This is a genomic window from Nostoc sp. (assembly GCF_036917555.1).
Taxonomy (GTDB): Bacteria; Cyanobacteriota; Cyanobacteriia; order Cyanobacteriales; family Nostocaceae; genus Nostoc.
Genome location: NZ_JBALDD010000049.1, coordinates 79,289 through 102,870, shown reverse-complemented (window position 1 = coordinate 102,870; position 23,582 = coordinate 79,289). Strand labels below are relative to the sequence as shown.

Below are 23,582 nucleotides of genomic sequence, written 5' to 3'. Positions count from 1 at the left end.
CTTTGAATTATGATATACAAACTCCCTCAACAAAAGCTGTTGAGATGGATTGCATTGTTTTTAATTGGAACATTTCTGCAATTACTGTTTTACATCCCGACACCAGTCTTATCTCAAAATTCCAATAGCTGTAGCAATATTACAACCCCGCTCACATCTGAAGAACAAACTTATGCTCGTGCGGCTTGGCAGTATTTTGTCAAAAATTATCAGCCAGCAACGGGATTTACCAATTCTACTGGGGGTTATCCTTCAGGTACACTCTGGGATATGGGTAATTACCTGATGGCATTGAATGCTGCACGTTGGTTGAATCTTACCGATCAAGCAGACTTTGATACCCGCCTCAATAAGTTTTTGACAACTCTCAACAGCCTGAAGTTATTTGAAGATGCTTTGCCCAATAAAGTCTATAACGCAGCCACCGCACAAATGGTTGATTATGGTAACAATCCGCTCGAGCAGGGTATTGGTTGGTCTGCTTTGGATGTTGGGCGAATACTGGCTGCGTTTGATGTCATCCGTACCTGTCATCCTCAATATAATGAGTGGCTCAAAGGAATTGTAGCGAAGTGGCAGGTGGCGCGATCGCTCAAAGATGGACAACTTTTTGGCGCTACTGTTCTGCCTGACAAGAAAACCTTACTAGTACAAGAGGGACGACTCGGCTACGAAGAATACGGCGCTAGGGGTTATCAACTTTGGGGTTTCTCAGCACCCAAGGCTATTGCTTTAGAACCATTTAAGTTAGTTGAAATTAATGGTGTGCAAATTCCTGTTGATAGCCGTGACTTTCAAAGCACCAACGCTAATAATTATGTTGTGAGTGAGTCTTATATCCTTGATGGGATTGAATTTGGCTTGCAAGGTGAGTTAGCTGATTTTGCTGCCAGGGTTTTAGATGTGCAAAAACGGCGTTTTGATACCACAGGTCAGTTAACTGCGGTAACAGAAGATAATATCGACCAAGCACCTTATTTTCTCTACAACACTGTCTATGCCAACGGTGCAAACTGGGCAACTATTACCGATGCTAATCAGCCTTATCCACAGTTTCGCAGTATCAGCACAAAAGCTGCTTTTGGTTGGCGCTATCTGTTTCCAGATAATGCTTATGCCCAAAAGGTTTTTGATGCAGTTAAGGATCTCCGCAGTCCTGATGATAGCGGTTACTATGCTGGTATCTATGAAGAATCAAAACAACCCAACAAAGCTTTGACAGGTAATACTAATGGGTTAATTTTGGAGATTTTATACTACAAAGCTAGGGGAAATCACCCTTTAATTGCTTCCACTTCTGCGAGTGTGTCTACTAGCAAGCCTAGTGAAAATGCTTCTTCAGCAACACCCTCAAATCAACTGAATTCTACTGGCAATCCCAGTGAAAATGCTACTTCAGCAACACCCTCAAATCAACCGAATTCTACTGTTACAACTCCAATTGCAACCCCTGCGGATACTTCTAAACCTACAGAAGTAGCTGTTACACCTATTCCACCAGTAGATAGTCCCCAGCCATCATCTCAACTGAAACTAGCTCGACCACTGACGCCTGTTGAACGGCGCTATGCAGAGGCGGCTTGGCAATACTTTCAAGCAAATTATCACTCCAAAAGTGGGCTGATAGACGATCGCAGTGATTTCAAAGGTGCAACCCTCTGGGGATTGGGAGATTATCTAGCGGCACTCCATGCCGCGCGATCGCTCGATACAATTACCCCCAAAGAATTTGACCAGCGCACCCGCCATCTCTTAGGAGCCTTGACAAAGTTACCATTATTTGCTGGCGAATTACCAAGTCGAGGTTATGATACCAGAACCCTCCAACCAGTCGATTATGGTGGAAATCCAGTTCCAGAAGGAAACGGTTGGTCAGCTTTAGATTTAGGTAGAATGCTGGCAGCGCTTTACAACTTAAAAAGCTGTCATCCAGAATACACGGTTGCCGTAGATAAAATTGTGCTGGATTGGTCATACTTGCGTGTGGTGCGCGAAGGTATTCTTTCTAGTGCCACTGTCACCAAAGAGCAAGATGGGCGATCGCTTACCCGTGTTAATCCTGAAACTCGCTTAGGTTATGAGGAATATGCAGCTCGTGCTTTTCAATTATGGGGATTTAATGTGGATCGTTCTGCTGTTGGGGGTGAATATCAAACTGCCTCAGTGGAGGGATTGAAAGTCCCAATTCAACGCCATCGCACAGATACTAATTCCAAAAACCAATACACAGTTAGCAATCCTTTTGTACTCTATGGATTGGAGTTTGGACTAGATCCAAAAATGCGATCGCTCTTTGAGCCAATTTTCGAGGCGCAAGCTGAACGTTACCGTCGCACCGGCATCTTCACAGCCTCAGCCACCACCTTGATTGATCGTAAACCTTACACTGTCCACAGTACAATTACTGGGCAGGGTGATCCTTGGGTGGCTTTAGGAGATAATGGTCAACCTGTACCAAAAGGGCGATTGGTAAGTACAGCAGTCGCTTTTGCCTATCATGCCTTGCTTCCAGAAAACAAGTACAGTCAACAGTTACTGCAAGGAACGACTGACTTATACAATCCATTAGTTGGATTTTATGAGGGCTTTTATGAAACCACGGGTAAAACGGCAGTTGGTTTCACCAGCAGCACCAACAGTATGATTTTGCAATCGTTGCTATACAAGGTAATGAATCGACAACCCCTAATTCGTCCGACTTACATCATGAAATCTCCTTGGTGGCAAGAAGTTACTAAGGGAAATTCTGGGCGAGGTCTACCCAAAACTGCAATACAACGAACTAAGTTAATTTCTGATAGTTCTGGAAGTTACTGGGTTTCAGGTGGCGAAAAGACTCCGTTAGTAACTGGCACAAAAGTTACAGAATAAGTTGGAATGCAACTCACTGTAATTACAAAGCTGTGTTTGTTAATAATCAGTTGTATTTGGGAATACTTGTACATGAGTCAATGCAGTCCGTAGCTTGCACCAGCAACAGACATCTCGATTCAAAATCCCTGGTTATTCCTTCAAATCTATGAACAAGGTACGACTGGCGCTAATGATGCTAATTTTACTAGGAAGCATCTTTGCGAGTAAAAATCTAATGGCGGTTGCTGATGCCTCAAGGCAACTCGAAAACCGGAAATTAAACCAAATTCGCAACCAAACAGCTTCCAATACTCCTGTACTACTGGGACTGTACACTCCAGATTACATGGGAAATCAAAGTACAATTGACAGCCAATTGCGTCAAGTCGATCAATGGACTGGTAAGCGCCATTCTATTGCTGGATTTTTCTTTGATATCGAAGACTCGAATCCTGCCTACAACATCCCAGTTTCCCTAGAACAACTGAAACACAACGGATACACAGCCTTTATTAATCTCAAATCCATTCGTTCAGCAGCGCAGATTGCTAGAGGAGACATAGATAGTTCTCTGCAAAAAGTGGCAAAAGCATACTCTGACTGGGCAAAACGAGGCGAGGGTCGGATTGCGTTTATCGCTCCGTTGCAAGAGATGAACATTTCTGGAGAAGCATACAGCAAAGACCCACAGAACTTCAAGTTAGCTTATCAACGTATCCAAAAGATATTTAAAGAGGCTGGTGTATCTTCACAAGCAATCCGTTGGGTATTTGCACCGAATGGTTGGAGTGAAAACAATGAACATCGCTTTGAAAACTACTATCCTGGGGACAAATCGGTAGATGTCGTTGCCTTTAGTTCGTACAACTGGGGGTATTGTAGTAATTCTTCTTGGAAACACTGGAGTAGCCCAAAAGAAGTTTTTGAACCATATATCAAGCGGATGAAGGTTATGGCTGGCAGTAAGCCGATTTTCATCGCTCAAACAGCTAGTACGAGTAATACGCAAAATGGTTTGCCCAACACTGCCAAAGACCAATGGTTAAGAGACTCTTACACGCAGCTACCTGGGATGGGTGTAAGAGCCATTCTTTATTTCAATATTAATAAGGAATGTGATTGGGCAATTAATAGTAATAGCGGCAAATCTGCTGGTTATAAAGACGCAGTAAATAATTCGGCTTTTGGCTATTTATCGCCTGCTGAGTTGGCAAAGAAGATATAAATGGCAACAAGCGGCATCAAAAGCATGATTTTGCAAACAGTATTGTACGCAACGACAAATCAACAACCCCTGCTTTGTCCGAGTACGGGGACGTGGCAATGCTCTCCTACCCCATCTACGCTCATTGCTGCCCCTGACAACTTTAACCCTGATATCCAAACACCACCCTCACAAACCGTTCCAGAACAGACTGCTCCCACAGTCACGCCACTACCGCTAAAACCAAAACTGACACCACCAAAACCAACAGCTAGTCCAGAAAAACCTGCGACTCCAACGCCCACAACTTTTTTGCCTAGATTGAACCAAGAAGCAGATCAAATTGCTGCCAGGCGGGCTTGGAAGTATTTTGAGCGTAACTGGAATCCTCAAACAGGTTTAGTAAATTCGGTAGACAACTTGCCGTGGACAACTTGGTGGGATCAGGGTAGCGCTTTATTAGGAATTCATGCGGCTCGCCAGTTAGGTTTATTGCCGAAAGAAATGTTTCAACAGCGAATGAACACATTGCTACAGACGCTGGAAAAACTGCCGCTACCTGCAACTGGGTTACCCAATAAAGCTTATAGCACCCATACTGCCGAAATGCGCCAACTCAATGACACACCCGATCCCAAAGGTACAAGTGGTTGGTCAGCTTTGGATATGGCACGATTTTTGATCGGATTGCATGTTATGCGATCGCATTATCCAGAATATAGCGATCGCATTAATCACATTGTCGCTCGTTGGCATACATCAAAACTAGTCAAGGATGGTTGGTTAAATGGAGCTATTCCTAAAGCAGGCAAACTTCTCGAAGTGCAGGAAGGGCGATTAGGCTACGAGCAATATGCTGCCCACAGTTTAAAGTTGTGGAATATTCAAGCTACTAATGCTCTCACCAATCCACCAGTCAAAGCAGTTCAAGTTGATGGTATTACTTTGCAAATTGATGAGCGTAATTTCAAAAACTCTGGAGCTAGCAACTACCTGACGAATGATCCTTATTTGCTTTGGGGTTTGGAAATTGGTTGGGATAATGCTGTTAAGCCGCAAGTACAAAATCTTTTTAAAGTGCAATTACAAAGATTTAAGCGTACTGGAATTTTAACTGCTGTAAATGAAGATTCCTTGGATCGTCCTCCTTACTTTCTCTATTACAGCGTCTACTCCAATGATCAAGCTTGGCAAGCCGTTAACACTAGAGGAAAAGCCTATCCCCAATTGCGGTTTGTTAGTACGAAAGCAGCATTTTCTTGGTTTGCGCTCATGCCAGATGAGCCTTATGCAAAAAGGCTGCGAGACTTTGCTCAAAATTTATCCGATAAAAATCACGGTTATTTTTCAGGACGATATGAAACTTCAAAACTAGGTATTAATGCATCTGTTGACGTGAATACGAATGCGATCGTTTTAGAAAGTCTGCTTTACCAAACCAGAGGCAGACATCCACTCGTGCTTGACCCTTCGGAAATTAAAAATTAAAGCAATTGAGTTTTTAATTTTTCATCCTCAATTTTTAATTTTTTTAATTACTGGTACTAAAATGACTTCAGTTTCTATTAGTGATAATTCCTCAAAATTTTCCGGCAACAGCCGCTCATTACTCAAAAAAAGAACGCTGTTATTTCGCTACCTCGCAGAAATCAATTTAATTTTTGGTATCTGGTATTTGCAATGGCGCGTCACCCATTCGATCAATTTTGATGCCCTCTGGCTCTCGATTCCTTTGCTGATAGCAGAAATTTATAGCTATCTCGGTGGCATGATGTTTGTAATTGGGTTATGGCGTCCTTTAGTCAGACAGATTAAGTCTCTTGACCAGATGATCCCACCTCTACCCAGATCCGACTGGCCAACAGTGGATGTGTTTGTCACCTGCTACAACGAGCCGCCGGAAATTGTAGAAGAAACTGCCAAAGCTGCTCTAACAATAGATTACCCGCCAACAAAGTTACGCGTTTATGTGCTGGATGACGGTAACTCGGCTGATATGCGGGCTATGACAGAAAGATTGTGTATTCAGGATTTGCAGTCACCACTACTACGACAAGAAGCAAATCGGATTGATGTAGAACACTCTTGTTTGTTAGAGCGCCTGAAGCAACTGGAAAATCTAACACCTAATACTCAAGCCGCAGAACAATGGCTGCAAGCATCATCAGAACCAGCGGTTAACCAGTTTGCTACTGAATTTGTGCAAAGTCTACGACAGTTTATTCTTTGGCTACCTCCGACTCATCAAAGTATTAGCGATCGCCTAATTACCGAACGCAAAGCCTTAGAAGAAGCTATTCGCAAAAAAGAACTAGAACTGCTAGAAATCTCCCGGTTTCGCTACATTGCTCGTCCTAAGACGCCTGGTGTAGCACATCATGCCAAAGCAGGCAACATCAATTATGCAATTTTTTCAGGAGAAACGGCAGGAACTTTTATTGTTACTCTAGATGCTGACCACATTCCCAAGCCAAGTTTTCTCAAACGAGTTCTGCCTTATTTCTACACCTATAATCTTTCAACAGGAAAATACGACCAAAATCAAATTGCTTTTGTACAGACCCGCCAGGATTTTTATAATATTCCTCCAGGCGATCCTTTTGGACATCGAGCAAATTTATTTTATGGGCCACTTCAACAAGGTAAAGATGGCATGAATGCTGCGTTCTATACGGGGACAAATGCGATCTTGAGACGTGAAGCATTAGTTAGTGTAGGACTGCAAAATTTTGCTGATGAATTTGCCAAAAATGAAAAACGTTTAGATGAATTTGATTTAGTTGGTGGGGTATCCAGTAATAGCATCACAGAAGATATGAATACAGCCATGCGTCTGCATAGTGCTGGCTGGAAATCTATTTATCACAATGAACTTTTGGCAGAAGGTTTAGCGCCAGACGATCTAAGTTCTACTCTTAAACAGCGGCTACGCTGGGCACAAGGAACTATCCAAGTGCTAGTGAGGGAAAATCCACTGACAAAATCAGGGCTAACGTTTTGGCAAAGGTTGCAATATTTCAAGACGATGTATAGTTATTTCTCTGGTTTTGCAACTCTGGTTTTTATTTCTTGTCCAATTATCTATTTTTTTACGGACATTGTTCCAGTTAGAAGCTACGGCCCTGACTTTGCCATACACTTTTTTCCAGCTTTTATTATTAACCGTCTGACTTTTCTGGCAGCCACCTGGGGTATTCCAGCTAGAGAAGTATGGCGTTCTGAACAATATGCGATCGCTTTATTCCCTTTATTAATCCAAGCTGTATGGAGTGTGTTCACAGGACAAAAACTCAATTTCCAAGTCACACCTAAGCAACGCCAATCTGGAATTTATCTCCGGCTTGTTTGGCCACAGTTGGCTATCTTCGCCCTCACGATTCTAGGACTATTGTGGAGTCTTTACCGCTTTGCGATTGGTCATCTAAATTATCCTTTGGTTCACCTACTTAACGGTGCATGGGCTATCTATAACTTGTTACTTTTATGGGCTATCATCCGCGCATCTGTTTGGCAGCCCTCAAAAGAAGCCTAAAAGGCTAGCAGGGAAAGCTGGGGAAGAGCAGGTGAATAAACAACTCATGACTGCTGACTTGCAAATCCAATTTAGAAAGAAAACAGCTATGAACACTTATTCTGACTCAAACAACCTTGGTGGGCGAACCGTCTTAACAATTTATGCTCATGCTGATGATGAAGTTCTACCTGCTGCTGGTACTCTCAGTCTGATGTCTCAAGCAGGATGGAATGTTCGTTGCTTAATTTTGACTGATGGCGGTCTTTCTAGTTCGCCTGTTAAGGGTACACGTCATCAAGAAGCAGATGCGGCTGGTAAAATCATCGGTGCAACTTACGAGTTTCATGCACTTGAGGAGTGTAATTTCTCTACACAAGCAGTGATTAAAGTTACTGAAGAAGCTCTTGGGCGTTGGCAACCGGATCTGATTATTACTCACGCACCACAACCTGAAAAATATGGGCATAGAGATCATGAAGTGTGTGCGATCGCAGTTTCTAATGTTGCTACTCGCAAAAATATACCCTTGTGGTATTCAGCACCACCTGTTTTTTTGCGGGGTTTTGAACCCAACTTTTTTGTAGATATCACCTCTGTAATTGAGGAAAAAGTTGCAGCTATCGGTTGTTATGAATCGGAGTTAAATAAAGCATTTATGCAACTTGATGCCATACTTGTTCTGTCTCGCTTTTGGGCACGAGAGTTAGGTCAAAAAGACGGCTATTTTGAAGCTTTTGAAATTTCTCGGCAATGGGTTGATGCTAGCTTTTTTACCGCTATAGCAAATAATAGTAATCAGCAAGTATTAAAATAAAGCTAATTCCAGACTTTATCTATTGCAGTTTGCCTTAATTCAATGCCAAAATATAACTACATAATAGGGAAATAAAACCATGAGTTTGAATGTAAAAGTCCTAGAACTATCTGGAATTTTAGATGGTATTAGAGGTAACGAACTACGTCGTGAAGTTAGTGATATACTGGCAAATGGAGCCGAAATTTTGTTGGTCGATATGAAAGAAGTAAAGTTTATTGATAGCTCTGGTTTAGGTGCTTTAGTATCAGCAATGCAAATGGTAAGAACTGCTAACGCCAAACTGTTTGTTTGTTCAATAAGCGATCAAGTCAGGATGTTGTTTGAACTAACTAAAATGGATAGAATTTTTCAAACCTTTGCTGATAAAGATGAATTTGAACGCCAAGTATTAGCAACACAATAAGCTGTTAAGTAATCAAAATTTAAGTATGTATAGTTGACTATTCTAACCAAAGTTAACTTTTACTAAAGATAAGTCATCATCCAGATTATCTTGAGTATTTAAAGTGAGAATATTCGCTAAGAGTTGATTAAGGTTAGAGGTATTCTGACTATATTTGGTTAGTAAGTCAATGAATGCATCGATTCCCCAAATTTTACCATCTGACTGATTAATTTCATAAGCACCATCACTAAAGATGTATAAAGTGCTGTTTTCTTCGACCCCGAAAATAGCATCCTCAAATTGAACTTCAGGTAAAAAGCCAATTGGTAAATCTAAAGAAGTTAGCTGTTTAACTTCGATGTTATTTGTGGAGGTATTAGATAATAGTAAAGCTGGTGGATGTCCGGCGTTGGCATAAATGAGTTGACGTTTAAGGCGGTGATAAACTCCATACCAGATTGTAAAGTATTTATCACCGTGCTTGCTCATTTGGAAGGCATGATTGAGAGCTTTCAGGACTTCACTTGGTTGACAAAAGTTAGTGTTCGGTAGAGATTGCGATCGCAAAACATTCAACACCGATACTGATAGGAGGGCTGAACCCACTCCATGACCTGATACATCCAACAAATAAATTGCCAAATGATCCTCATCAATCCAATGATGGTCGAAGCAATCGCCTCCTAGTTGTGCTGAGGGAATAAACAAATTTTCTGTAGTTACTGCTCCTACAAGCGGTGAGGGTAAAAGCGATCGCACATAATCAGCAGCCTCAGCCAATTCGGCTTCCAAAATTTGCTTTTGAGTTTGCAAATCCTGATTTAGTGTTTCCAAAGCTTGCTTTTGACTTTGTAAATCCTGATTTAGCTGGTGTAACCTTAGTCCTGCTCTTACTCGTGCTTTCAATTCATTCATCTCTATTGGTTTAGAGATAAACTCGTCTGCTCCAGCATCAAGTCCTCTAACTCTATCTTCCTCCTCTCCTCGAGCTGCTCCCCTAGCCGTTAATAGAATAAAAAAAGTAGTTGCTAACTCTGGATCTGTTTTAATTCGGCGACACACTTCTAGCCCATCTACCTGGGACATCATCCAGTCACAGATAATTAGAGCAGGACGTAGCAGTTGTGCTTGGATAATTCCTTCTTCGCCATTGCTGGCTACAGTAGTCTCATAACCCTGCCTTTGGAGTGTGCTTTTCAGTACTGCTCGCACTGTCGGGTCATCATCAATAACCAGAATTTTAAACATAAATTACAATTTTCTAAGTAAAACGAGGGTTAAATAGTTACTTTAATTTAAGTTATATGCAATTTAGTTTTTAATGTATAGTAAAAATACTCAAATTAAATAAACTAATTAACGAATATGATGATTTCACAATATTTTATTAGTTAAGAAGTGAATAATAAAATTTCTCTCAAAGTCAACACAGACCTGACAGCTTCACCTCAAGTTTTGTCTTGGTTCGAGCAGATGAATCAACCACCTATTCCCGATCAACAAATTTGGTGGCAATGTCAAACGCTGATTATAGAAGGCTTTACTAACATTGTTGAACATGCCCACAAAAATTTACCTATTGAAACTCCGATTGAGATAGAAGCTGTGCGGTTAGATGATTACATAGAAATTCGCATTTGGTCTCAAGGCAAACCATTTAACTTAGAACAGCAATTGCGCCAAACATCTGAATTTGAGGATAACGATCAAGAGCGCGGGCGCGGTTTAAAAATTATGTCCGCCATTGCCGACAAGTTGAGTTATGAGCCGATGGTAGATAATCGTTACTGTTTATTTATTAGTAAATATTACAAAAAATGATTGGAGTAGGGAGTGGGGAGATACTGACTACTGACTTCTGATTAAAAACTCTTGGACACGTTTAACAAACTCTTCTAACTCTACGATTAAGTTAGTAGTACCTCGACGCTCTTGGTTGTAAGCTAATTGTTCTAGTTTTTCTGCTGCCAGATGCATGGTTGTAACTCCCATATTGGCACTAGAACCTTTAATTTGATGGACTTGGAGGGCTATTTGCTCAAAGTCATCAGCTGTGATCGCTATTTTAATTAACTCTAAACGAGGTTGAATATCTTCAACAAACATTTGCAATAGTTCTAATTCAAATTCTGGGTTATTTTCTGAAAGTTGATGCAAACGTTCCCAATCAATTGGGAGGTCAACTGAACCGACATTTGTTGTAGAAACTGTCTGCTCTGTAGCAGCTGTTTCTTTTGCCCTGAATATCACATTTCCCCAATGCTCTAGCGTCGCGGCCAAATTTTCTTTCATCACCGGCTTGCTCAAATAGTCGTCCATGCCGGCATCTAGACACATTTGTTTGTCTTGTTTCATCGCATTAGCTGTCATCGCAATTACCACAGGACGACCACCACTAGCAAAGCTACTTTCTTGCCAACGATGAATTTCTTTTGTGGTTTCCAAACCGTCGAGAATCGGCATTTGGCAATCCATCAGAATTAAATCGTAAGGAATCTTTTCTAATAGCTGCAACGCTTCTTTCCCATTATTAGCGACATCAGCACTGTAGCCCAGGTTTTTGAGTTGCTTCAAGGCTATTTTCTGATTCACCAGATTATCTTCAGTTAAAAGAATTCTTAATTTATGTAGGTCAGGAGACGGGGAAGAAGACGCGGGGACGCTGAATAACTCCTGACTCTTGAACGCCAGTTGCTCCACTTGGGGAGACTCGATCGCTTCTGGTATCTCTTGTTGGGGAAAGACCGCACTGGCTCCTGCTGACTCCTCTGGAACAACAGAAGCGGCAATCGTAAAGTAAAATGTACTACCTGCATTAAGCTCACTTTCAACCCAAATTCTGCCACCCATTAACTCGCACAGTTGCTTACAGATGGCTAGACCTAACCCAGTACCGCCATATTGTCGAGTAATGGAGGAGTTAACTTGACTGAAAGCTTTAAATAAACGCTCCACGCGATCGCGGGGAATTCCGATGCCTGTATCTTTAACACTAAACTGAATTTCGTCAGTATTTGCAGCACAAGAATGATTAATATTGCTATTATTGCGGGTTATAACTGAAACTTCTATGCTTCCAGTTTCGGTAAATTTAATCGCATTACTGATTAAATTAATCAAGACTTGGCGCAGTCTGGTGATATCCCCCACAATTGTAGTAGGAAGTTCAGGAGTATCTAAAAATGTGAGTTTTAAACCTTTTTCTTTAGCTGTAGGTGCAAGCAGATAAAAAGCCTCATAAATGCAATTTCGCAAACAAAAAGGTTCCGCTTCTAGTTCCAAGTTACCTGATTGTATTTTGGAGAAGTCAAGGAAATCGTTAATAATTTTCAGTAAAGAATTTCCACTGGTGTAAATAGTTTCAACAAAATCTTGCTGTTCAGCAGTCAATTTAGTATATTGCAACAAACCAGCCATACCAATTACCGATGCGATCGGAGTCCGAACTTCATGGCTAATCATGGCTAAGAATTCCTGTTTAGCAAGTTCTGCCTGTTTTCGTTCGGTCATGTCTCGCAAAATGTAAACATAGCCTTGAAAATGTTCAATTTCTGTTTTTACGATTGAGGATGAAAAAGCTACGGGAATTGTTTTACAATTTTTGGTATAACAAACGGTTTCTACTTCTTTTATTAAAGGATTTATGTCTGGACTTTGGGATATATCAGTATCATCAATTGTCAATGGATACTTATTGACTTCTCTAATGACTTTTGCTATTGGTTGACCGATGAGTTCTATTTCGTTATATTGCAATAAAATTTGTGCGGCATAATTCATTTTTTTTATCTCGCCTGATAGCGTTGTCACTAACAAGGCGTCTGCCATTGATGTCACAATTTGGTCAATATATTGTTTAGAAGCCTTTAAGTTACGTAGCAAAAGATTTGCTTCATTTGCACCTTGAAACAAAGATTGCTCAAGCACCATCCGTTCTGTTGCATCTTCGACAACAATAATTAGTCGATTGTTAAAATGGTGTTCTTGGAGATTATTAGTAATACGAATATCAATATATAAAGGAGAAGGCGTATCTTGCGATCGCATAATTCCTTTTAAGTCAAAATTATCTTGTTCCCCCTGTAAAATTGCATCAAAAATATCTTCAAGTCCCTCTAATTCTGGAAATACAATCCGAACATCTTGACCGAGGTTTACTTCATTAGGAATATCAGCAAAATGATTTAATCCCAAAGACATCTCTAGAATCTTGAGGTTTTCATCAATTATCAAATATTCAATACCACATACAGATAATAGGTTTGTAAAAAATGAATTCATCTTAATTAAATTAAACGATTGGCTAAAGTTTGAAATATTTTATCAACATTATTGCCAGTTTTAGCTGAAGTTACATAAGTGTCTAATATATTAGCTTGATTGTTAAATTGATACATTTGACGAATTTTTTCTAAATATTCGGCTGCAATCATATCTGATTTATTCAGTGCAACAACAATATAGCTGTTAGGATTAACAGCTAAAAAAGTTTGAATATGCTCCTGGATATGATTGAGCGTTTCTGCTTGTGTCACATCACCAACTATCACAGCACCTTTAGAACCTTGAAAATAATTTTTAGCAACTGCCTTAAACTTATTACTACCTTCAATATCCCAAATGATTAACTGTAAATTTTGTTCAACAAGTAGGTCTTTTTCTGAAACACAAACCAATTTACGAGAGATTTTTACTCCTACGGTTGAAAGGTATTCATCACTAAACTGACACTCTACAAATTGGCGAATTAGACTAGTTTTACCAACACCAAAATCACCAAATAAGCATACTTTTTTAGAGATTATAGACATAGTTGAAGAAAAATAGAGAATGTTTGATCAAAATCATAGCTCCTATAAACTTAAAATTGCTTGTTTATCGATTCTAGAGCAACACAGCGGCTTAACCACAAGGGTTGAGTTTCATCAATTCCTGGTGGTAAATTTGTCCTACCAATGACCTGTAGGCGAGATGGCTCGATGCCTAATTTAATCAGTGCTTGTTGTACAGCCTTTGCTCGCGCCAGTGCCAATTTTTGAGATTTATTCGCGCCAGTAAGGTCACTATAACCAATAATTTTTAAATACTTATTTGGGTACTGATTAAGGAAAAACTTAACCTGTTGAATCTTGTGCGCTGTATCTGCTTTCATTAAACTTGCTGAGTCGGGTTGAAAATAAAATCGAACTTCAATCTGTGGGGGTTGTACTTGCACTGCACTAGACACAGATTTTACGCCTGGAATTTGTCCAAATGCATTATTCATAATTTGAGCATCTGCAATTCGGTTGACAGTTCCTTCAACAGCTACTTTACCAGCGATGTATTGAGCGGAAATTGCGATATCGTTAGTCTGATTTAAAACTGCTGCGACTCGTTTGACTTCAGCAGCAGCTAATACGGGGTCTGCTGGTACTTCTACTAATAAAATTTGATTATCAATCAACCAATTAGGAGAGGTTATTTTGACAATTTGCTCGGCTTTCTGGCGAAGAAGTTGATTAGGTAATCGTCCTGTTAATTTTAATTTATTGTGTTCTACTTGTACATTGAGCCGATATACAGCTAGTTCTGGAACAGAAGTTAGAGCTAACGAAGTTTGATTTTCAATAGAATGTATAACTCCACTACGGTATTGCCAAATACCCCAAGGAATGAAAATGGTGCTGATAACTGTTAAACCTAATATCAGTAACGGTGATATTTTTGTTTTCTTTTTCTCCTGAATATCTGTATTTTTCAGTTCTTCTAGAAGTGTATGAACTTCAATAGGAATTAAATCTGGGTCGCCATCATACTTTTCAATTAAATCACCATATTTTTTAATAATTGTGCTGAAGACTTGCCGCATTTTCCCAATAAAGTTTTTGCTTGGCTCTCCTCGGACAACAATCGCTACATAACAGTATCCTGCAACTTCTAAAATTATTTTGGATGTTCCGTATTCAATTGCATCTAATTCTGTTATGCTTCCAGATTGATTGATACAATCATTGGCAAAGCTGCGAATTGCTGTCAGCATTCCTGCTACCATTTCAGCCTCTAACTGCTCTGCATCAGAGTGCTGAATATTTGAGATAACTAAACCAGATGCTTTATGAATCAAGAAAATGGCTTGAATTGTAAATGGTAGAGCTTCTTTAAGAATTAATTCTGCTTCTGAAACTCCCTGTAGCTTGGCACGAATTTTACGTTTAATGCCTTCAACACTAAGGGTTTCTTCAACTTGTCGGTTAATGGCACGGATTGTCTCTGCCATATATTTGGCTATGGTACTACCAATAATTGGGTAGAGTGCATCCACCACAATATTCTGCTCAATTTCAATTTGCTTTTTTATGGCTCGTCCCATTGCCGGAGCGATCGCATCTGAAACTTCTTCTGGAGCTATAATAATCTGTTGGGAAATAGCTAGAGGAATTACAGGTGCGATCGCTGTACCCATGCTAACTTTATCCTGTTCAGTGCGACTGCAGATAGTCTCATCAATGATCGGAGCAATTATCTGGACAATTTCCTCTCTCGACTCTGTAATCTTCAGCCTTAAAAGTTCAGAAATAGACGGTAGTAGTAGATTTATTAGCTCTTTAGGGTCATAAATTTGATGCTCTATTTTTGTTAATTTTTGTTTGAGTTTATCTGTAATATTGTTTATTTCTGATAACTCATATCCGACCAATATCTCCCGTAATTTTTGCAATGCATCCTCTGAGTTGTCTAATTTTTCCTCAAATTCTGTAAAAATTTCAATAGATTCTTCTAATTCTTCTTGAGTAGTTTGTGAGTGATTAGATATATCTTGAGGAAAATTAAAATCCGACTCTAAATAAGCTTCATATACTTCTAATGTCACTGGAGGAAGTTGCAGGAATTCAATTTCGTCTGGAAGATACTCATTACTATTATCAGTTTGTGATGGTGATAAAGGAGATTGCTCAGGTGATTCGATAATTTTGAGATCGATAAGCAAATGCAGCAAATTGTCAAGCTGCACAGATGTTTCTGACTTCAACTCAACAGATTGAGAAACCGAATTTTCCACCTGAGTCATCCTTTTGAAAGTGCTGAGTTAGGAGTTTAGAGTTTGGAGTGAGGTACACCTGTAGGGGCACGGCATGTTCCCTACACCTTGTGATATAACGTTGTACTGCATCTGAATGGGCAACGCTATATCTCCCCCCTCTCTCTTTGCCTTCTGACTTAATTACTAATGCAATTCTGCTGTACTGTTAGAGTGAGTTAACACTTACTTTTGATAACTTTGTAGTTTCTAGAAGCGGTACACCAGTATATTCGTCGCTGCGTTCATTGGCTGCTTCTCGTAATTTAGGAATAAATTCAGTTTCTTTCAGACGCATTCCCAAGGCAAACAAAGTTTCAGCCATATCGTCTTTAGAAACTTTCGTGTCTGTCAACTGCGAGAAGCGTCGATCTATTTCTTCTAAAATCAGATCCCGTAATGCTGTAACATCATCTTGTAATTGGACTTTAGTTTGAAATATTTCATCTCGAATCGAGGTAGTTTGGCTATCTAAGGTTTCATCAAGCGACTGAACGCTGCTAGAGAACTTTTTATTAAGTCTATCAACCTGTTGCCGTAAGTCAAGAGTTTCTTCTTGAGTTGCCAGGTTAAGTGACTTCAGCTTTTTATCCAGCGACTCAAACCCCGCTTTTAGTTCAGCCGAAAAGTTGGACTTGAGTTGCTCGACATGCAATCGCGTCTGTTGTTGTAGGAGAGATATATCTGACTCCAGCTTGCTAAATCGATTTTCGTAGTCTCTTAGCTGTGTTCCAAGAATAATATCGCGGATCTGATCGATATTGCCAAGTCTTTCTCGTACATCGTCTCTACTCATCTGACTCATTAGTAAAACCTCCCTTTTCGGGAATCAATTGGGAATAATAGGCGATGCATTTAACTGATATTTAGGCTAAAAATCCTTAGCTTATGATGCAGCTAACTCACCGAATATACTTTGTTATTATTCCCAATCATTCACAATTTCTATCTATAAAATAGGAAATGAGTAGTGAGAAATGGAAAATAAGTGTTTTTCATAACTTACTTAGAAAAAACTGCTCCGTTAATTTATTAATAAATATTATTATTTTTTAAGTTTTTGGCGTTACTATCTTTACAGTTCAAAAATTCTTGGATGCATTTAACAAAGTCTTCTAGCTCTACGATTAAGTTATTAGTACCTCGACGCTCTTGGTTTATCGCTAGTTGTTCTAGTTTTTCTGCTGCCAGATGCATGGTTCTAACTCCCATATTGGCACTAGCACCTTTAATTTGATGACCTTGGAGGGCTATTTGCTCAAAGTCATGATCTGCGATCGCTATTTTAATTAACTCTAGACGAGGTTGAATATCCTCAACAAATATTTGTAGTAGTTCCAATTCAAATTCTGGGTTATTTTCTGAAAGTTCATGCAAGCGTTCCCAATCAATTGGGAGATCAACTGCACCGACATCTGTTGTAGAAATTGTTTGCTCTGTGGCAGCTGTTTCTTTTGCCTCGAATATCACATTTCCCCAACACTCAAGCGCCAGTGCCAATTTTTCTTTGATTACTGGCTTGCTCAAATAGTCATCCATTCCGGCATCTAGACACATTTGCTGGTCTTCTTTCATGGCATTAGCTGTCATTGCAATTACCACAGGACGATAACCACTGGCAAAGTAGCTTTCTTGCCAACGATGAATTTCTTTTGTGGTTTCTAAACCGTCGAGAACTGGCATTTGGCAATCCATCAAAATTAAATCATAAGGAATTTTTTCTAATAGCTGCAAAACTTCTTTCCCATTACCAGCGACATCAGCACTATAACCCAGGCTTTGGAGTTGCTTCAAGGCAACTTTTTGATTCACCAAATTATCTTCAGCTAAGAGAATTCTAAGTTTGGGGAAGTCAGGAGAATAATAGTTGCGGTTGTTTTCAGAATTTTTCAGTTTTAAATTCTGACTTCTGACTTCTAACTCCTCAATTCTGACTTCTGTTTCTTGTTCTAGCTGCGTTCCTAAAATAGTCATGATGGTATCGAGGAGTCGGGACGGCTTAACAGGTTTGACTAAATAAGCTGCAAATCCTATTTTTAGCGATCGCTGGATTTCATCGCGTTGATTAGTAGAAGTAAGCATAATCAAAGGTAGCCCAGCGATCGCTGAATTTGCTTTAATTTGTTCTCCTAAAGTCATGCCATCTATTTCTGGCATCTGCATATCAATCACAGCTATATCATAGAAATTTTTTTGCTTGGCGGCTTCCTGAATAGCTTTGAGGGCAGTAGTAGCCGAAGCAGCCTGATCCACCAGCATCCCCCAACGGGTAGCTTGATGGTGGATAATTTTGCGATTAGTAGCATTATCATCCACCACTAACAAGCGCCGATTCAGCAAAAGTTCGCGTTCGCCTTCTAAGGAAATAGGGTCAAGTTGCTTGGTGAGAGTTACTTCAAACCAAAACTTAGATCCTTTGCCCAAGCGACTTTCTACGCCCATTTCTCCCCCCATCAAGCTTACCAGTTGCTTACAGATGGCTAATCCCAAACCTGTGCCGCCATATTTACGAGTGGTGGAAGCATCTACTTGGGTAAATGGCTTAAAGAGTTTGGATTGATCTTCTGGGGTAATGCCAAGACCTGTATCTGTAATGGCAAAATAGATAGTGGCTGTAGTCAGAGAAAGCGAACGCAATTCTGCTCGTAATACTACCTCTCCATTACTGGTGAACTTGATCGCATTCCCGATCAGGTTCATGAGAATTTGCCGCAGGCGGCCAGCATCGCCTTGGAGGCGGGTGGGGACGTTGCTATAAATTAATCCTGCAATTTCTAATCCCTTATGATGGGCTGAGGGAGCCAATAATTCCAACACCTCTTCTACACAGGTAGATAAGTCAAAATCTAGAGTTTCTAGTGCCATTTCCCCAGCCTCTAGTTTGGACAGATCCAAAATTTCGTTGATCAGGCTTAACAGAGCATCGCCACTAATGCGTATTGTTTCCATAAAATCCCGCTGCTCGGAGTTTAGGGGAGTTTCTAACATTAAGCTTGTCATCCCTAACACAGCATTCATGGGAGTCCGAATTTCATGGCTCATGTTGGCCAAAAAGGCACTTTTGGTTTGAGAAGCTAATTCAGCTTGGTGACGGGCAATTTCGAGTTCTCGTCGCTGTTGAGTTTCTGCATCTAACATTTGGGCTTGGGCTAAGGCAATACCTACTTGGTCAGCTATTTGCCGTAAAAGATGAGTTTCAAAGCTAGACCATTGGCGGGAACTGCCGCACTGATGGACAATCAGTAAACCGCAGAGTTCTTCTTTGACAAGAATGGGTATGACTAAATTACATTGGACTCCAAATTGTTGCAGTAATTCCAGATGATTTTTTTGGACTTCAACTATATCTAAGTCAGCAAGCCCTAGATTCGGTCTTTGACGGTACTGCTGTAGATAGTACTGCTGGATGTATTCGGCTTGAAAGTAAGCATCAGTAAGCTTTTTATCTTTAATTGCCAGCCAGCCAGAAATTACTGCTTCAACCACGGTGGCTCCAGATCCATCAGCCAAAGGCTGATAAATCAAAACTCGATCGCTATGAAGAATTTTTTGGACTTCGGTGACAGTGATTTGGAGAATTTCTTTGATTTGCAAAGACTGACGAATCTTGAGGGTGATTTCAGTAAATAGTTGCGATCGCAAGTTTTGGCGTTGGAGTTGTTCTTCTGCCTGCTTGCGCTCAATAAACTGCCCTACTTGCTCGCCAATCGAATTCATGACTTTTGCCAAATCTGGGTCAGCTTGTTGGATCTCATGGCTAAAGCAGGTAATGACACCGATAACTTTTTTACCACTACGGATCGGAAAACCGAAAGCTCCGTGCAGTTCTGCTTGGGCAGCGATTTGAGAGCGGATGAAACTTTGATCTTTAGCGACATCAGCAATCCAAACAGGTTCAAGGCTAGTCCAGACACGACCAGGCAGCCCAATTCCTGGTGCAAACGTAATCTGCCGACTGAGGATGTCAAATTCTTGCATCTCAAAGGAGATTTTATACCATGAATTTAGCAAAGACAGTAGATTTGATCGTGGATCTAGCATCCAAAATTCACTTAAATCCCATCCCAAACTTTCGCAGATTCCTTGCAGGATTTGGGGCATGGCTTCATTGATTGTGGTTGACTCTGCTAAGATCCGGGTTGTAACATACTCAGCTTTCAGATGTTGTTCAGCTCGTTTGCGTAAGCGCAGCTCCTCGAAGACATCGGTGATATCGATACCTGTGGCGACAATGTATTCAACGTAGCCCTTATGGTCTTGCAAGGTAGTGTTAGTCCAAGAAATGAGCCGCCGACTGCCATCCTTAGCTACCCAATAGTTTTCGTATTCCTTAGGACCTTCACCACCTCGCAACTGCTCAAAAACTGCTTTAATCGGCTCTACCTGTTCAGGAAGTAAAAACAGGTTCCAGAAATGCCTTCCTCTCACCTCATCAAATGAGTAACCAGTTATTTGTTCGCAAGCTTGATTGAAGCGAACGATTTGTCCTTGTGTGTCAATAACTATTACCAAAGCGCTGGCTGTATCAAGGACTGCTGAGATAAAGTTGCGTTCTTGGTTCAGTGTTTCCTCTGTTAATTTACGCTCTTTTACCTCACGAGAAATTAAATAGTAGACTATAGCCAGAATCAAAAAACTTAGGCTTATAGCGATCGCCAGTGTCAAAACCGTGTAGTTAGCACTGGCTTTTGCAGCTTGTGACTGCTGTTGAAGCAACCTTTTATCCTGATTCTCTATCTCATGGACGATCTTGCGAATATCATCCATGAGATGTTTTCCTTGATTTGTCTGGATTAACTGCAACGCTGCGTCGAATCCCTGATTTTGACGCAGGTCTATAGTCTGCTTGAGTATGGCAAGTTTTGCAGCTATTAGAGATTCAAGGGTTGCGAACTGCTTTTGTTGGTTAGGTTGATCTGCGATTAAATCCTTCAGTTCTACAATTTTGCGATCAATGTTTCCAACTACTGCTTGATAGGGTTCTAGATAACTTTCTTGTCCAGTGAGGATGTAACCGCGTTGTCCAGTCTCAGCATCTTTCATCTCGGACAGTAATTCTTCTAGTTTATTGATTTTATCTTGGGTTTTTTGTACTTGCTTATTCGTATCAATCAATATACGTGTATTTTGATAAGAAATCACGCCAATCAAAACTAAAATTGCCGATGCTAATCCAAACCCTCCAGCTATTCTTTGAAAAAATTGTTTCCGTGTCTTCTGCACCTGTTTGCGTGTATCACTTGCCAATACCAAACTTGCTAAAGTGCGGCGCATTTCTAGTTGTTTTATTACCTGGCGACCGAGAATTCGTAATGCTTCAACTTGTTCTGGAGAGAGGTTTCTTGCTACATGGTCAACTACACAAAGTGTTCCTAGTGCATATCCTTCAGGGTTCGTCAGCGGTACACCAGCATAAAACCGAACATTTGGGTCAGAGGTAACAAACGGGTTTGTCGCAAACCTTTCATCTTCTGTGGCATCAGGCACAACAAAAACTTCAGGTTGCAGAATAGCATGGGCGCAGAATGCCAAATCGCGGGGTGTTTCTAGGGCATCCAAACCAACTTTTGACTTGAACCACTGACGATTAGTATCAATTAAGCTGATTAAGGCAATGGGAGTTCCACAAATATATGAGGCTAAACGGGTAAGATCGTCAAAAGCTGCTTCCGAAGGAGTATCGAGAATCTTATACTCCAAAAGAGATTCGATTCGCTGTGTTTCGTTATCAGGTAATGGTGCTTTCATTCTTCAGCCTTATACCATTTTGAATTTTAAAAAACAGAATTCAGAATTCAGAATTCAGAATCCAGAATCCAGGAGTTAGGAGTCAAAATTAAGAATACTTTGATAGTCAAAGTTTATAATTTTAAGAAAATCAAAAAATCAAAAATATATAGTGCGCTTGATTCTATATTCATTCTGAATTCTGACTCCTGAATTCTTTTTTGTTAAAATTTGACTCGCAACTGTCCTGTTAAAGCATTACTACCGTAGGTACTTCCCCCGGTTTCTTGATTTCGGACATTACTAAAGCTATAGCCCAAGTCTGCTTCTATATTGGGCGACAGTTTTACCGTACAGCGCGTTTGATAGGTATTGGCGTTGTCAAATTCTCCTTTAAGTCGCTGTCGTCCTAAATTGGCAGCAAGGCGACAGCGTAAAAAATTAGTAATATCTCCCTCCCAAGCTACCTCACCGTTGTAAACTAGGAAATCTGGTGGAGAAAAATAACCGCTTGTACGTTCTAAATCGCGATCGTAACTCCAAGTGAATAAGTTAGTTGCCAAAGAAAATTGTCCGAACTTGCGCTCTAACCTACTAAAAGACTGCACATCGGAATTACCATCGTTGTAACTACCCAAACGCAATGAGGAAAACAAGCTGGTGTCCCGGTCAATCTGCCAGTATAAATCAGGGCCAAATCGCCAAGCAGTAATTTGATTGTCTAAAGTTCGGACATTGGATTTATAAGGCCCTTGTTCTAAATTACCTGATAGTACTACTGCCGATAGCAACCGACCTAATGACGAAACTCGCGGCGGCGAAATGGGAGCCTCCACCTTAACATTGAGATTGATAGCTGTGGGTAAACGATTGAACACATCGACTCCAGCTGCTGTTTGTAGAGTCACTTGTCCAATTTTTCCTTGCCATCCAACTTGCAAGGGAAAATTGGTAATTGATTCAACACCGCGTTGCTCAAAGAAATTAAAACCTGTCTTAAAAAATATTTTATTGCCATTTCTCAATCGGAACTGAACTGTTGGCTCAAGGAAAAAATTTGTTTGGCCAAAGTTGTCTGTCTCATAGTGATAGTCCGTATAAATACTTTCCAAAACTGCATCCAGCGTTTTTGGTTTGGTGGGAGTTGTTGGTGGACTAGAATTCTGCTGCGGTGGTTCGGGTAGCGATGATGGTAATCGCAAATCAGGATTGAAGTTTTCGGGTGCCGCCAGCAAAATAGGTGCTGGTTTTAATCGATAAGGGAGTGGTTTTGAGTATTGCTCTGCTAACTCAGGATTTATTATGGTGACTTGCTCAGTCAATTCTGAAGGTGATTTCCAAGTCTGATGTGCTTGGGCTGCTTGTAATTTAGCTGCTGATAATATCCAAACACCTACGCTACAGATTACTCCCAATTGAATCTGTAGGCATCCTAAAAGAAATACAGCGTACAAACTATATCGAGAAACAAAGAGATAAGGTCTAAAATTATCTACCATCGGTTGATACGATATTTGTAAATGAAAAACTTGCTGCCAAATAGTTTTCTGGCTGCTAGCTGATGTATTCGGACTGGGATTATGATGCCCATAATCGATGCTTGTTAAGACATAGGAAAGGCAAAAAGCGTAAAGACGTTAATTTGGCGGGATATAGAAGTTCCCAGGTGCATGAAGTACATATTAAAACCTCACCCCCAACCCCTCTTTTTATCAAGAGGTTGGGAGTGAGGTTAAGTTATACCTCATTCTGATTAGGAAACGCTATATTCGAGTCGATAATTAGTGTGATTTTGACCAACTGCCAACAGTCATAGTTGAGTCTGCTGTTCCCATCTCAGAGTTTTCAGCATTGTCAACCTGAAGACTTCGGAGCAATTCTCGAATTACATCTGTTGCTGGCCTTCCTGTAAGAGTACAGTATTGTTCAAGTTTCTTCATTTCCTCGGTTGTGAGATTTACTGTCAGTCGTTTAACAGCCCATTTTTTCTTCATAATTTTCTTTTATCTTCAATATGCTGCT

General features: G+C 40.4%; 15 protein-coding genes. 7 read left to right on the top strand and 8 right to left on the bottom strand.

What is annotated here, in order from left to right; all coding sequences use genetic code 11:
* The first annotated feature begins 9 nt into the window (after positions 1-9).
* From V7K60_RS19355 to V7K60_RS19330, 6 genes are all read left to right on the top strand, one after another.
* Positions 10-2,871, top strand: a complete 2,862-nt coding sequence (locus tag V7K60_RS19355; RefSeq protein WP_334927432.1) for a DUF3131 domain-containing protein — start codon at positions 10-12, stop codon at positions 2,869-2,871.
* Between the two features lie 148 nt (positions 2,872-3,019).
* Positions 3,020-4,078: a hypothetical protein gene (locus V7K60_RS19350; RefSeq protein WP_334927431.1), complete on the top strand. Its 1,059-nt coding sequence runs from the start codon at positions 3,020-3,022 to the stop codon at positions 4,076-4,078.
* Positions 4,079-5,545 carry a DUF3131 domain-containing protein gene (locus tag V7K60_RS19345; protein WP_334927430.1) on the top strand — a complete coding sequence of 489 codons (1,467 nt, stop codon included), beginning with the start codon at positions 4,079-4,081 and terminating at the stop codon, positions 5,543-5,545. It abuts the gene before it with no gap.
* 61 nt (positions 5,546-5,606) lie between these two features.
* A complete protein-coding gene (locus tag V7K60_RS19340; RefSeq protein ID WP_334927429.1) occupies positions 5,607-7,589 on the top strand; it encodes a glycosyltransferase in 1,983 nt (660 codons plus the stop codon).
* A gap of 88 nt (positions 7,590-7,677) precedes the next feature.
* Entirely contained in the window at positions 7,678-8,385 is a 708-nt protein-coding gene (locus tag V7K60_RS19335) for a PIG-L deacetylase family protein (protein WP_334927428.1), read from the top strand.
* A gap of 79 nt (positions 8,386-8,464) precedes the next feature.
* Positions 8,465-8,791: an STAS domain-containing protein gene (locus tag V7K60_RS19330; RefSeq protein WP_334927427.1), complete on the top strand. Its 327-nt coding sequence runs from the start codon at positions 8,465-8,467 to the stop codon at positions 8,789-8,791.
* A 42-nt stretch (positions 8,792-8,833) separates the two neighbouring features.
* Here the strand turns inward: V7K60_RS19330 and V7K60_RS19325 are convergent, their stop codons facing one another.
* A complete protein-coding gene (locus tag V7K60_RS19325) occupies positions 8,834-10,021 on the bottom strand; it encodes a PP2C family protein-serine/threonine phosphatase (protein ID WP_334927426.1) in 1,188 nt (395 codons plus the stop codon).
* 150 nt (positions 10,022-10,171) lie between these two features.
* Here V7K60_RS19325 and V7K60_RS19320 point away from each other — a divergent pair, with 150 nt between their 5' ends.
* Entirely contained in the window at positions 10,172-10,594 is a 423-nt protein-coding gene (locus V7K60_RS19320; RefSeq protein WP_334927425.1) for an ATP-binding protein, read from the top strand.
* A gap of 27 nt (positions 10,595-10,621) precedes the next feature.
* Here the strand turns inward: V7K60_RS19320 and V7K60_RS19315 are convergent, their stop codons facing one another.
* From V7K60_RS19315 to V7K60_RS19285, 7 genes are all read right to left on the bottom strand, one after another.
* Positions 10,622-12,703: an ATP-binding protein gene (locus tag V7K60_RS19315; RefSeq protein WP_442944429.1), complete on the bottom strand. Its 2,082-nt coding sequence runs from the start codon at positions 12,701-12,703 to the stop codon at positions 10,622-10,624.
* A gap of 356 nt (positions 12,704-13,059) precedes the next feature.
* Positions 13,060-13,584, bottom strand: a complete 525-nt coding sequence (locus tag V7K60_RS19310) for a Rab family GTPase (protein ID WP_334927423.1) — start codon at positions 13,582-13,584, stop codon at positions 13,060-13,062.
* A gap of 50 nt (positions 13,585-13,634) precedes the next feature.
* Positions 13,635-15,824 carry an OmpA family protein gene (locus V7K60_RS19305; protein WP_334927422.1) on the bottom strand — a complete coding sequence of 730 codons (2,190 nt, stop codon included), beginning with the start codon at positions 15,822-15,824 and terminating at the stop codon, positions 13,635-13,637.
* 178 nt (positions 15,825-16,002) lie between these two features.
* Complete coding sequence (locus tag V7K60_RS19300; protein ID WP_334927421.1) at positions 16,003-16,638, bottom strand: hypothetical protein; 636 nt, start codon at positions 16,636-16,638, stop codon at positions 16,003-16,005.
* 227 nt (positions 16,639-16,865) lie between these two features.
* On the bottom strand, positions 16,866-21,581 hold the full coding sequence (locus tag V7K60_RS19295) for a response regulator (RefSeq protein ID WP_334927420.1): 4,716 nt from the start codon (positions 21,579-21,581) through the stop codon (positions 16,866-16,868).
* Positions 21,582-21,784: 203 nt separating this feature from the next.
* A complete protein-coding gene (locus tag V7K60_RS19290; protein WP_334927419.1) occupies positions 21,785-23,059 on the bottom strand; it encodes a hypothetical protein in 1,275 nt (424 codons plus the stop codon).
* A gap of 282 nt (positions 23,060-23,341) precedes the next feature.
* A complete protein-coding gene (locus V7K60_RS19285) occupies positions 23,342-23,554 on the bottom strand; it encodes a CopG family transcriptional regulator (RefSeq protein WP_334927418.1) in 213 nt (70 codons plus the stop codon).
* Positions 23,555-23,582 lie beyond the last annotated feature (28 nt).

Bases quoted from the DNA above. Each gene is read 5' to 3' on its own strand.
- V7K60_RS19355 (WP_334927432.1), top strand. From the start codon at position 10: ATGATATACAAACTCCCTCAACAAAAGCTGTTGAGATGGATTGCATTG.
- V7K60_RS19350 (WP_334927431.1), top strand. From the start codon at position 3,020: ATGAACAAGGTACGACTGGCGCTAATGATGCTAATTTTACTAGGAAGC.
- V7K60_RS19345 (WP_334927430.1), top strand. From the start codon at position 4,079: ATGGCAACAAGCGGCATCAAAAGCATGATTTTGCAAACAGTATTGTAC.
- V7K60_RS19340 (WP_334927429.1), top strand. From the start codon at position 5,607: ATGACTTCAGTTTCTATTAGTGATAATTCCTCAAAATTTTCCGGCAAC.
- V7K60_RS19335 (WP_334927428.1), top strand. From the start codon at position 7,678: ATGAACACTTATTCTGACTCAAACAACCTTGGTGGGCGAACCGTCTTA.
- V7K60_RS19330 (WP_334927427.1), top strand. From the start codon at position 8,465: ATGAGTTTGAATGTAAAAGTCCTAGAACTATCTGGAATTTTAGATGGT.
- V7K60_RS19325 (WP_334927426.1), bottom strand. From the start codon at position 10,021: ATGTTTAAAATTCTGGTTATTGATGATGACCCGACAGTGCGAGCAGTA.
- V7K60_RS19315 (WP_442944429.1), bottom strand. From the start codon at position 12,703: ATGGTGCTTGAGCAATCTTTGTTTCAAGGTGCAAATGAAGCAAATCTT.
- V7K60_RS19310 (WP_334927423.1), bottom strand. From the start codon at position 13,584: ATGTCTATAATCTCTAAAAAAGTATGCTTATTTGGTGATTTTGGTGTT.
- V7K60_RS19305 (WP_334927422.1), bottom strand. From the start codon at position 15,824: ATGACTCAGGTGGAAAATTCGGTTTCTCAATCTGTTGAGTTGAAGTCA.
- V7K60_RS19300 (WP_334927421.1), bottom strand. From the start codon at position 16,638: ATGAGTCAGATGAGTAGAGACGATGTACGAGAAAGACTTGGCAATATC.
- V7K60_RS19295 (WP_334927420.1), bottom strand. From the start codon at position 21,581: ATGAAAGCACCATTACCTGATAACGAAACACAGCGAATCGAATCTCTT.
- V7K60_RS19290 (WP_334927419.1), bottom strand. From the start codon at position 23,059: ATGGTAGATAATTTTAGACCTTATCTCTTTGTTTCTCGATATAGTTTG.
- V7K60_RS19285 (WP_334927418.1), bottom strand. From the start codon at position 23,554: ATGAAGAAAAAATGGGCTGTTAAACGACTGACAGTAAATCTCACAACC.